This is a genomic window from Methylobacter tundripaludum SV96 (genome assembly GCF_000190755.2).
In the GTDB taxonomy this organism is placed as follows: Bacteria; Pseudomonadota; Gammaproteobacteria; order Methylococcales; family Methylomonadaceae; genus Methylobacter_A; species Methylobacter_A tundripaludum.
This window is the reverse complement of sequence record NZ_JH109153.1, coordinates 36,561-49,237: the sequence shown is the minus strand read 5'-3', so window position 1 is coordinate 49,237 and position 12,677 is coordinate 36,561. Positions and strand designations below refer to the sequence as shown.

The following is a 12,677-nucleotide window of genomic DNA, read 5'->3' as shown; positions in this document are numbered from 1 at the left end:
GTGTCTGTAATGCCGTCGATTGACAAGGCTAAGGTGCCTTCGATCGGCATAGCTATTTATCGCAGAATAATGTGAGGTAATACCTACACCCGCTCGTCTTCCTCTTGAACACAAAAATAAAGCACTTTTTACATAATACTCATGATGAGAGAAACATGATGCACATTGTTATTAATAGCTGTAGACCGTTAGTTTTGCGGGGACGAGAGTCTCATTTTGAAGAGGTGTCTGCAATTCAGGCAGATCGAAAAATTAAGACCTATTTTTTTAGCGCTTTTTTTATCTTAATGTTATGCCATGCGCTTCCGGGACGCGCAGACGTCGATGGAAATTCAAAAGTCTTTAAATTTAATATTCCAGGCCAGAATATGGCGGCGTCATTGGTTGCCTTTTCGGAAACAACCGGCAACCAATTGAGCTATCCGGCAGCGTTAGTTAAAGATATTAAGTCCAAGCCGCTCTCCGGCAGTTACACAGCAGATCAGGCTTTACAAAAACTTTTAGGCGGTTCCGGCATTACTTATCGTCATACGGATAACGATGCGATTGCGCTGGCGGCGGATTCCTCAGCGCAAAGTTCACAGTCCGCCCAAGCCACCACATTGAAAGCGATGACAGTGGTTGGAACAGCCAAGACAGACGACGACCCAACGGCTTACAAAGTCACCAACGCTTCCACTGCCACCAAAACCGATACGCCGATTATGGAAACGCCTTATTCGGTGGCGGTCGTGTCACAACAGGTTTTTCAAGACCAACAGGTTATAAGAGTTGAAGACGCTTTGAAAAACGTAGCCGGAGTACAGCCCGGTTTTTCGAGTGGTGGACTTAACGAAACTTTTATGACGCGGGGCTTTCAAACTACTAATTTATATCGGGACGGCTTTCTTCTGCCTGCCGGATTTGGCGCCAGTGACGCGGGACGTCAAACCGCAAATGTCGAGCGCATTGAAGTGCTGAAAGGCCCCGGTTCTATTCTGTATGGACGCAGCGACCCCGGCGGCGTTATTAATCTGGTCACCAAAAGGCCGCAAGCAACCCCTTACCATTCCATACAGCAACAATTCGGTTCTTACGATCGCTATCGAACTACTGCCGATTCAACCGGCGCAATCACGCCCGATGACAAACTGCTTTATCGGGTCAATTTATCGTATGAAAATGCCAATTCTTTCCGCGATTTTGTGAAAACAGATAGTGTTTTCTTTGCGCCGAGTCTTACTTGGAATATTTCCGATCGAACTCAGGCCAATATGAACATCGAATACAACCATTTTGATAACACGATAGATTCAGGCATTCCGGTGGTGGGCAATCGCCCCGCGCCTGTTTCCAGAAACCTCCAAGTCGCCGATCCCTTTAACAACAAAAACGTTGGCGATAGAACCTATGTGGGTTTTGATTGGTCGCATAAGTTCAACGATGAATGGAAATTCAGCCATCGTTTTGGTGCTGAATTTTTTGATGCAGCTCAGGATTTTACGTTCTTTTCAGGGAAGCCAGACGCAGCAGGTAATCTAGCCAACGCTCCTTCAGCTTTACCCATGGGCAAACGGGGTTTTAACAACGGCAACTCGCAACAACAAGAGTATTACACGACCCTCAATTTAACGGGCAAATTTGATACCGCAATGTTAAAGCACACCATGCTATGGGGCTTTGATTATTTTGCAATTGATAACCAGTTTGCTGGAGCCTGTTGTCAAGCGTTTCCCGCCGGCGCTACTTTTAATATCTACAATCCCACTTACTTGACAGCAGCGCCCAATATCAACTTCACGCCCGGCTCGAACAGAAACATGGATTGGTATGGTTTGTATTTTCAGGATCAGATCAAGTTTCCTTTCGACGTTTACGGCAATTTTGGTTTGCGCTATGACAATGCTGTGGGCCGTGACCTTACGGCTGGTATGGTCACGACTCGAGATGCCCGTGTCAGTCCGCGCGGCGGTCTGCTGTGGAAACCCCAGGAATGGCTATCCGTGTACGGGAATTACAGTGAAAACTTCGGCCCATCCAATAGTCTTTTTAACGGTCCGGGGCAGCAGGCATTACCGCCGCAGACGTCAGAGGAATGGGAGTTGGGCGCTAAAACCGAGTTCTTTAATGGTCGTTTATCGGCGAGCTTTGCTTATTTTGATTTAACCAAACAGAATCTGCCGGTTCCCGATCCCATCAACCCGAACATCACTAGGACTGTTGGTGAACAGGAAAGCCGAGGCTATGAGTTTCAAGCGACCGGTGAAATATTACCCGGCTGGAAAGTAATCGGGGCTTATACGAATTTGGCCTATGCCAAAATTAACAAGGACGTAGACTTTAACGGCGGACCAGGCGATACCGGTAATCGAATGTTTGCCACACCTCGAAATTTTGGCAGCTTGTGGAATACCTACGAATTCCAAAATGCCGGTTTACGCGGATTAAAATTAGGCGGCGGCGTGGTTGCTTCGGGGCAAAGTCAAGGCACTAATCAGAATGACTACCAGCTACCCGGTTATACAACTGTCAATTTGTTAGCAAGTTATGGTCTGAAAGTTGCCGGGAAAAAGGTAACTTTTCAGCTTAACGCCGACAATCTGCTCGATAAAACCTATTACCAGGGAACTAATTCGAGCACTAGGGTCGGCATTAACCCGCCGCGTACCTTCCTTGGATCAGTGAAGCTAGAGTTCTAGCAAACTGTGTTGATTAGATAACTGCTTTTTGCAACCCAACATTTTGAAATATTGATGTTGGGTTGCCAAATAGCAGGCAACCCAATCTTGAGTTTTATAGGCTATTTGGTGCTTACCAGAGTAACTCCTCTTGATTAAATTTTTAGCATGAATATGACGCTTAAATCCCGCCGTAAACTCTGGCTCAAGGTTCACTTATATCTTGGATTGTTCGCCGGAGCGGTATTCGTATTGATTGGACTCACCGGCAGCTTGTTGGCTTTCGAGTTACCGTTGGATGAGTTGCTAAATGCCAAGCTGATGACGATTCCGATCGACCAGGAAAATAAAAGCTATTTACCCGTGGAGGCTATTGTTGCTTCGGGCTTGAAAGCCTTGCCGGTCAATGGCAAAGCTAACAGCTTGGGTTTTCCAAGACATTCAGGTTTGGCTTTTGAACTGTGGTTTGAACAACCGTCAGCGAATGCGGAATATTCGGAAAGGCATCAGATATTCATTAATCCCTACACGGCCGAGGTGACCGGGCAACGTTTGTTAATCGATTTTAAACGGATATGGCGTGACCCGTTTAAGGATTTTGTTTTGCGCTTACACTATTCATTAGGGTTAGCCTCAACCGGTATGAATATCGTGGGTTTTATAGGCTTGGGCCTGTTATTTTCGGTTTTAACCGGTTTGATTTTATGGTGGCCTCATCCCGGTAAGCTCAAACAGGCGCTGACAATCAAACGCAACGCCAGCTTTGAACGATTCAACTTCGACTTACACAAAATATTCGGCTTTTATGCGTCGTTTATTCTTTTGTTTTTGATACTGTCCGGCGTATTTTTGATCTTCCCTGAGTATGGACGGGGATTGGTGAGTGTTTTTTCACCGGTAATGGAGCCTTATCCGATATGCCGGAGTGTCGTGCCCACGGGCGATAAAACACCGATCAGCCTTGCTGAAGTTAAAGCGATTACAGATAAGCGTTTTCCTGGCGGCGAATATCGATATATCGGTTTTCCCGGCGATGAAAAAGACGTTTACGTTGTCGGCAAGCGGGAGATTGATGAGGTGAATAGAAAATCCCCTTTTCGACGCCTTTGGCTTGACCAATACAGCGGCAAAATTATTTATGAGCGGGAAAGCGGTAGCCGTACAGCAGGCGATATTTTTGTGGAATGGCTTTATCCGTTACACACCGGCGAAGCTTTCGGCTTTACCGGGCAGCTTATTATTTTAATCGCCGGATTGATGCCATTGATACTTTATGTGACCGGTGTAATCCGCTGGCTGCAGAAGCGTAAAGCCGCGGTGAAGAAATACGGCGTCAAGCAGATTGAAGCGACATATCAATTCAAATAAAGAATTATATTTTTCCAATAGGGGGAATTACTGATGGCAATGGTCGTCTTTTGCGTAGACCCTTTTGCCGGGTCTATGTATGCAAGTTTAGTAATTGATACTGCAAAACTATATAAACAATGGAATTGGGTTATTAATAATATTCTATCTTCTGACTAATGTAATTTTATCTATATATGGCTAATATTGTATTTTGCTTTCCTCCTATAGTGAGTACTATTAATTCAAGTTTACGCTTGGCTAGAGAACTGAAGTTACGTGGTCACCAAATAACTTATATAGGCATTGCTGACTGCAAGCCTTTAATATCCGCCAATGGCTTTAAATTTGTATCTATTTATGAACAATGGTTTCCAAAAGGGTGCTTTGAAGATGTTTATTTGAAATTACAGTCTTCGGCTGCGACCGATTTGTCGGAAGCCAGGAGCCATGCACTCTGGTTTAATGAGTTTTTGGATTATTTAATTGCAGGCGGGGATGAGGAGTTAAATCTTGTAATTAAAGAGTTAAAGCCGGATTTAGTTCTTGTATCAACCTCTTTGTCGGATTCTGTTATTTGGGCTTTGTTTTTCTATAAGTTAAACCTGAAAGTTGTCTATTTTTTTGATGTGTTGGGCGGATGTAATAATACAGTGCCGCCAATACATACCGATCTGGTTTCAGATGGTTCGGTGTGGTCTTCAATTAAAACAATTTTAGCCTGGTATATTTATAAAATAAAAAAAAGTCGCTATGAAAAATATCTGGTTCGTAATGGGCTTGATTTAATCTCATCCAGGAAATTAAAAAAAATTGCCAAGTATTGCGGCTATTCGCACAAAGATATTGATTTCCTGACGGATATGCCGGGGGCTCAATTAAAACTGCCTGAGTTGGTTCTTTTTCCGAAACGATTTGATTTTCCCGGGGTCAGAAAAGAAGGGCGGTATTATGCTGAAGCTTCAATTGATTTAAATAGAGAGCAATCCTCTTTTCCTTGGGAGAAAGTTGCTGAATCCCAGCCTATAGTGTATGTGGCACTAGGTACTCTTTCTTTTATGGCTAAATCCGATTATGAGGATTTTTTTCGTATCGTTATAGAAACATCCATGAAATGGCCTGAATGGAATTGGGTGATCTCGATTGGTAATAATTTGAGTGTGGATGATTTTGAGTACGCTCCTTCTAATGTGATTATTGTTAATAGAGCCCCGCAATTGGAGTTATTAAAAAAAGCATCATTAATGATTACTCACGGTGGGCCTAATTCTGTTAAGGAATGTATATTTTTCGGTGTCCCAATGATAGTTTTTCCATTATGGTTCGATCAGCCCGGTAATGTGGCAAGAGTCACTTATCACCGCTTGGGTCTTAAAGGTGATTTTAAGACAATTACCTCAAAAGTATTACAAGAGCTCATAGAAGAAATAACGGCTAATCCTGAATTTCGTGAACGTATAAAGGCAATGCAAAAATATTTTATGGAAATTGAAGATGATAAGCCTGGTATACGGCTCATTGAAAACTTTATCGCTCAACAAAATATTCCGCCTTTTTTAGATTAATTGAGTAAAAATTAGTTCTGTTTTATTTTCTGTATATTGGTTTTATTATGGGCGCTATGCTTATGGTAATTTGACGAATATGCTTTTCAATTAATAATAACTTTATCTTTTAAGGAAAATCTATGTTTGTTCTGGGTTTAAATGGGGGTGGCGACGCGGTGTTTGATGCCTATTTCGGGCTATCTGAACATGCCTATCATGATACTGCGGCAGTATTGATGCAAGACGGGATCGTTATTGCAGGAATCGAAGAAGAGCGATTAACGCGTATTAAGCATACCAATAAAATATGGGCATTATCAGTGCGATTTTGCCTGGATCAAGCAAATATACACCTTGAAGATATAGATTATATTGCAGTCTATTCCAATGAAGATGCTTTAAATAAAGTATTAAAACAACAGCAGCTAAATAATCCTTTGTTTTATGAAATTGGAGATGCGCGTAAATTTTTTAACTATTTGTTTCAGCGTGAATTCAATTATTGTTTAAAAGATAAGCAACTTGTATTTGTCGATCATCATACTACGCATGCCGCAACCGCTTATTATATGTCGGGCTTTAAGGATAGCTTGGTGTTGACCATAGATGGGCTTGGCGACGAAGTGGCAACCAATGTGATTGACGTCCGCAATAAGCACTTCGATTATTTATTGACTAAACCGGGAGCCGATTCGTTAGGGCTTTTATATTGGGAGGTGATACGTTTTCTTGGTTATAGTCATTTCGATGAATACAAGGTGATGGGATTGTCGCCTTACGGTTGTAGTGAAACATATAAAGAGCCATTTCGGCGATTGTATACCTTACTGCCAAACGGCGATTATTCGTTGCATCGGGATCGTGCCATTGAACTGTTTAGCATATTGACGCCTAGACAAAAGGACGCTCCGTTCACCCAAGTCCACATGGACATTGCGGCGGCATTACAAGAAGCGTTAGAGACAATTGTTTTTCATATACTGGGTCATTTTCAGCAAGTGACCGGTCACACTCGTCTGGTAATCAGTGGCGGTGTCGGCCAAAACAGCAGCATGAATGGCAAGATTCTCCGTTCCGGTTTATTTGAGGATGTTTTTCTTCCGTCTTTTGCCGGCGATTCCGGCTGCGCTTACGGTGCCGCAGCCTATGTTGCCCACCGGATGCAACCGGAGTTGCCTGTTGCGCGCACCTCTCACGCCTATTGGGGAACGCCGATTCATGACAATGAAATCGGCTCTACTTTAGAGTCTTGGGACTCATTTCTGCAAATTGAAAAAATGCAAAATCGGTCGGAACAGATAGCCGATTTGATGATCGACGGCGCGGTGATCGGATGGGTACAAGGGCGTTCCGAGTTCGGCCCCAGAGCATTGGGCAACCGCAGTATTTTGGCCGATCCGCGTGTCGCCTCGCATAAGGAGACGATCAATGCCATGATCAAAATGCGCGAAGGTTACCGGCCGTTTGCACCGTCGATCCTGGAAGAGCGGGTGCGGGATTTCTTCGAGGTGCCGACAGAGCATGCCGATTTCCCCTTTATGTCATTCGTGCTGAAGGTCAAACCGGAATGGCGCGCGCAATTACCGGCCATCACCCATGTAGACGGCAGCGCCCGGCTGCAAACCGTAAGTCGGGCCGCTAATCCGAGCTATTGGGAGCTGATCGACGCGTTCGGCAGCAAAACCGGTATCCCGATTTTGCTGAATACCTCGTTCAATAACAATGCCGAACCTATTGTCGACAGCCTAGACGATGCCGTGGTGTGTTATTTGACCTCCGGGCTGGATTATCTGGTCGTGGGCGATTATTTGGCCAGCAAAAAGGACTGGCAGCCTGAGGACTTGGCCGGTTTAATCGTCAGCTTGCCGAAAGCCGCAGTATTGCTAAGAGAAGATCGCTATATCAGTCACAGCGAACGCGGCTTCAGTTACGCGCTGGTTTGGAATTACGATTCCGCCAGGCGGCATGTATTGTCTGAAGCATGGTACAAAATATTGCAGGCGGCAGACGGAGATCAGTCTGTGGGGGGGCTTATGTTTATTTTGGGCTTTTCAATGGCGCAGCAAGCGCAGGTTTTGGAAGAATTGCCGGGATTGTGGTCGGATCGATTGCTGGTATTGCGGCCAAAGGTGAATCTGTAGGGTTGTCATAAAAAGCCGCTGTTTAATGATGATCAATAGGGATCTGTTACCGAATAATTTGTCAAAAAATTGAGGGATAAATGTTAATTCTAGATTTAACGGACGGCATTGATTCGGTTTCCGAAGCAACGATGTTAGCTAATACCGGGTTAGCGCATGATTCAGTGGCGGTATTGTTTAACAATAAGCTTGTGATTACTGCCATTGAGGAAGAAGGGTTAAGTTCGGTTAGAGCTTGCGAGATGCTGAAAACAGCAGGACCTGGATGTCAGTCCGACAGGCGTGGCAATGGTTTTTTGCCCACTAGGCAGATACCGGTTATAGGTGTAAATGCCGCTAGCCTTTGGCTACTTGCCGGCTGTTTTTTTTGTTTTTGTGCTTCGGCACAGGCCGTAGCCCCTGTGCCGGTTCGTACTCAAACGCTGGCGGAATCGGCCATTTATCCCGAGTCTGCCGCTCCCGCAGTCGTCGTGAGCTTAAACGACGCGCCCATCGCCGCCCAAATAGAAGCTTTGGTGGTCGATGTGCCGGTTCGGGTAGGCGATACGGTTAAAGCCGGTGCAATACTGGTTAAACTGGCCTGTCGGGATTTCGAGCTGGAACAGTCAAGGTTGAAAGCGGAACGGCAAGCCATTCAGGCGCGGCTGAACTGCGCCACGATTTACTGGGTTTGGGGCGACACCGGTTCGGTCACTCGTAGCGTCGGCACTGTGCTGGTGCAGGGCGGCGGCGATCCCGAACGGCTACGCGCACAAAAAGACTACGCGCGTGCCCGCTACGACTACTTGCTGAACACGCTGCGTCTGAAACAGGCGGTGGGAACCTTATCGCCCACCGATCTTGCTCATGTGAATCAATGGCTTGAAGTCAAGTAAGCTAAACCGTCATGCGAGAAACAAAACAATAATGCCCGGTTATCATGAACAACCATTTGTTCTATAGCGGGAAACTCATACAAAGGACATTTAATAATGGCAAACATCAACGATCGTCATGTGGAACTGATTAAACAACCCATTTTTATTTTATCTTGTGTTCGTTCGGGGTCGACAATGCTGCGTTGCATTGTCGATACGCATCCTAATCTATGCAGTCCCGGTCATTTGAGCTTAGGTCCGTTATGCGCCAATTTATATGCGACGACTTATTACTCGCTTGGAAAATTGCCGGATATGGAAACCGAAGAGCAAAGAGACCAACTGGCAGTTAATGAAACGCGGCGCGTGGTGGAAGACATTCTGGGCCGCTACACCCGAGGAAAGGGCAAAAAGAATTGGTGCGAAAAATCGACCGTCAATATTGATTATCTGAAGATACTGACAAAAGTGTTTCCTCAGGCCAACTATATCTGCTTATACCGCAATTGCCTGGATGTTGCTTATTCGTCCATTAAATTCAGTCCGTTAGGCTATATGGATGAATTGGCTTCTTATGTGCAGAAACATCCGACCAATCTTGTTGCCGCAATGATGGAGAACTGGCTGGATAAGACCGGCAAACTGATGGCATTCGAACAGGCTCATGCCAATCAATGTATCAGGATTAACTATGAGTCTTTGGTTCAGCAGCCGGAACAGATCTTGGCAAAACTGTTTGATTTTCTTGGCGAGCCTTGGGATGAGAGCTTGATTGAGTCGATTTTTCAAGTGCCTCATGATCAGGGCGAGGGCGACGTCAAAGTCTGGTTTTCCGGCAAAATCAACAAGGATTCTATCGGTGCTGGTACAGCGATTCCATTAACGGCAATCCCGGATCAATTGATGGCTGAGATTAACGGGCTTCATCAGCAGTTAGGGTATCCAACCATAGAAGCTTTATATGCCGAACAACAAGGGAGTGACGAGCAGACGCTTCATGACCTGGACTTGAATGATTTTTTCCAAAACCGGTTTTTGCAAAATACCGCGGCAAGGATGGATCAATTCAGCCGGTTACGTGGCGTCTGTAAATTCGCGATAACCGGGTTAAAAGGGGGGATTTGGACAATTGAGAGTCATAGTGGCGGTTTAACATTAAAAGAAGAGGGTGAACCTTGCGATTGCACAATCGCTACAACGTATGGCGTTTTTTGTGAGCTGATCGATGGCAGGAAAACCGCGGTTAGTGCTTATGAGCAAGGTGAAATAACGGGCGATGGTAATGTAATTCTGGCCTTGGAGTTTGGTAGGTTGCTGTTTGGGGGGTAGTTGATATATCAGGTCCGGTCGATAGCTAGAAAACATACAATAAATAAGTAACTGATGTTACGCACGGATGGTATTTCTCCCGTTTGCCGCGCCGAGAGTCGGAGTTTTTATAGATGCAGGAGCAGTTGCCGAGGCGAAGCAAAAGAAAGTAACTCGCCTTCGGGTGCGACAACCCGATTCAATCAAGTGTCGCTAGCGACTCCTTAATGTTAAAGCGGTCGAAATTCGACTAACTGCGTAACATCAGCTGGATAACTTTGTCCGCAGATAAGTACGGCTTTACGCTTTATGAATATTTGCGACAAAACCGAACAAACAAGGTTTCCCTTTCGACAATGCATTTGCAGTCTCGTCTGCGCTATGAACGCTCGGATAAGCATGGTGCTTTAAGAAAGGATTAATGTATTCAATCCTATAATCCATAGCGTCATCGGTTTTCACTGAAACTAATCCGCTGCAACACGAACCAGGTTGTAGACGGTTAGCGACATGGGAATATGACTCGGAATTACCGAAGCTAAAAATCTGGAGTTTATAATCGGCGCAATCAGGTCGCGGTAGCCAGAGTATCCGCTTTGTGTACTAACTGTTTCTATTTGGATAATCGTTGGCGCGTGTTTTAAATGACGGGTGACAGGGAGCATATCTACAATGATTGAAAACACTAATACCGAACCGCTGTATATCCTATTAATCAGCGTCCACGGTTTGATTCGAGGTCGCGATCTGGAATTGGGACGCGACGCGGATACCGGCGGTCAAACCAAATATGTCGTTGAGCTGGCTAAAGCGCTGGCAAAACAGCCTAATGTCGGGCGCGTGGATTTGGTAACGCGGCGGATAATCGACACTGAAGTCGGCCCCGATTACGCCGAGCTCGCCGAACCGCTGGCGGAAAATGCACAAATAGTCCGTATTGAAGCGGGTCCCGAAGGCTATATCCGCAAGGAAGAGTTATGGGACCATCTGGATAGTTTCGCCGATAATTTACTGACGTGGCTGCACCGTCAGCCACGCTTGCCGGATATTCTGCACAGCCATTATGCCGACGCCGGTTATGTGGGTGTGCGCCTTGCGCATAGGACGGGTTTGTCGCTGATCCATACCGGCCATTCTCTGGGACGCGATAAATGCCGCAGGCTGCTGGCTATGGGCTTGGCGATGGAGGATATCGAGCTGCGCTATCATATGTCGCGCCGTATCGACGCCGAAGAGGATACGCTGACTAATGCCGATTTGGTCATTACCAGCACCCGCAATGAAATCGAAGAGCAATACGAGCTTTATGATTGCTATACGCCGGACAAGATGGCGATCATCCCACCGGGAACCGATCTCGACATGTTTCATCCGCCGACTTCCGCCGGCGAAGACATTGCCTTTGCAGAAACCCTTAAGATGTCTCTGCATGAACCGCATAAGCCGATGATATTGGCGCTATCCCGGCCCGACGAGCGGAAAAATATCGTTGGACTTTTGGAAGCTTACGGCGGTTCGCCGCGTTTGCAGCAATTAGCCAATCTGGTGATCATCGCCGGTAATCGTGAAGACATCCGGGAGTTGGGCGAAGGCCCGCAAGGGGTTTTGACAGAGTTGTTGCTGGTTGCCGATTATTACGATCTCTACGGTCGGGTTGCTTTGCCGAAACACCACTCGGCTGACGACGTCGCCGACATTTATCGCCTTGCCGCTACATCCGGGGGTGTGTTCGTCAATCCGGCCTTGACCGAACCATTCGGCTTGACGTTGCTGGAAGCGGCCGCCAGCGGTCTGCCGCTGGTCGCTACCGAAAACGGCGGTCCGGTGGACATCATCGGCAATTGCAGTAACGGTTTGCTGGTCGATCCGCTGGATAAGTCGGCGATTGCCGAGGCGTTGGTGACTATCCTCGAAAATCCGAAACTTTGGCAGGAGTTTTCCGTCAATGGCTTGCAAAACGTTGCCCGGTATTATTCCTGGGACGCCCATGCACAAGCCTATTTGCGAACGATTCGGACGCTGTCGCAGCAAGGGGTGCCGCTCCCAAAAACGCCGCCGATCGTCAAAACCGGTCGCTACCAGAAACTGGCTATTTTTACCGCTATCGACAATACCTTGCTGGGCGATAACGAAGGACTGGCGCAATTTGTAAATCTTATCCGCGAAAAACGTAAAAAACTTCTATTTGGCATCGCTACCGGACGACGGCTGGATTCGGCACTGGCGATTTTTAAAAAATACCGGATTCCGATGCCGGATATTTTAATCACCAGTTTCGGCACTGAAATCTATTATGCCCCGCAACTGATTGCGGACATCGCCTGGACCTACCATATCGATCATTTGTGGACGCCGCAGGTGCTGCGCCGTGTCATCGGCAAGTTGCCCGGCCTGACCCTGCAAGCCAAAAGCGAACAGAGCCGGTATAAACTGTCTTATCATTACGACAGCAATAGCGCGCCGTCGATGGAAGAAATCCTCACGCTACTGCGGCAGCAGGAATTGTCGGCCAATTGCACGCTCTCGTCCGGACAGTTCTTGGACTTTGTCCCGGCCAGAGCCTCCAAAGGACAGGCATTACGCTATATCGCCCAGCAATGGCATATCCCGCTGGAGCGTATCCTGGCTACGGGCGGTTCCGGGGCGGACGAAGATATGTTGCGCGGTAACACCCTCGGCGTCGTGGTCGCCAATCGCCATTGCGAGGAACTGTCTATTCTGGGCGATACCGAACACGTCTATTTCGCCGAGGGTTCGCATGCCTGGGGTATATTGGAGGCTATCGAGCATTACGACTTTTTCAATCGCTAACAGAGTACA

7 protein-coding genes are annotated in these 12,677 nt (G+C 46.6%); all 7 read left to right on the top strand.

Translation table 11 applies throughout. The features are described 5' to 3' along the window. Positions 1 to 368 precede the first annotated feature (368 nt). The 7 genes from METTU_RS13385 to METTU_RS13355 all read left to right on the top strand — a co-directional run bounded on the left by METTU_RS13385 (position 369) and on the right by METTU_RS13355 (position 12,668). Positions 369 to 2,678 carry a TonB-dependent siderophore receptor gene (locus METTU_RS13385; protein ID WP_150107850.1) on the top strand — a complete coding sequence of 770 codons (2,310 nt, stop codon included), beginning with the start codon at positions 369 to 371 and terminating at the stop codon, positions 2,676 to 2,678. Positions 2,679 to 2,825: 147 nt separating this feature from the next. Next, on the top strand, positions 2,826 to 4,025 hold the full coding sequence (locus tag METTU_RS13380; RefSeq protein ID WP_150107849.1) for a PepSY-associated TM helix domain-containing protein: 1,200 nt from the start codon (positions 2,826 to 2,828) through the stop codon (positions 4,023 to 4,025). A 176-nt stretch (positions 4,026 to 4,201) separates the two neighbouring features. Beyond that, positions 4,202 to 5,569, top strand: coding sequence for a glycosyltransferase (locus tag METTU_RS13375; RefSeq protein ID WP_006892238.1), 1,368 nt, complete (start codon positions 4,202 to 4,204; stop codon positions 5,567 to 5,569). 122 nt (positions 5,570 to 5,691) lie between these two features. Continuing rightward, positions 5,692 to 7,692, top strand: a complete 2,001-nt coding sequence (locus METTU_RS13370; RefSeq protein WP_006892235.1) for a carbamoyltransferase family protein — start codon at positions 5,692 to 5,694, stop codon at positions 7,690 to 7,692. A gap of 80 nt (positions 7,693 to 7,772) precedes the next feature. Beyond that, on the top strand, positions 7,773 to 8,567 hold the full coding sequence (locus METTU_RS24835) for an efflux RND transporter periplasmic adaptor subunit (protein WP_006892234.1): 795 nt from the start codon (positions 7,773 to 7,775) through the stop codon (positions 8,565 to 8,567). 96 nt (positions 8,568 to 8,663) lie between these two features. Next, the gene (locus tag METTU_RS13360) at positions 8,664 to 9,878 is read left to right on the top strand and encodes a sulfotransferase (protein WP_006892233.1); all 1,215 of its coding nucleotides are present in this window, start codon (positions 8,664 to 8,666) and stop codon (positions 9,876 to 9,878) included. Between the two features lie 651 nt (positions 9,879 to 10,529). Beyond that, on the top strand, positions 10,530 to 12,668 hold the full coding sequence (locus tag METTU_RS13355) for an HAD-IIB family hydrolase (RefSeq protein WP_006892232.1): 2,139 nt from the start codon (positions 10,530 to 10,532) through the stop codon (positions 12,666 to 12,668). Positions 12,669 to 12,677 lie beyond the last annotated feature (9 nt).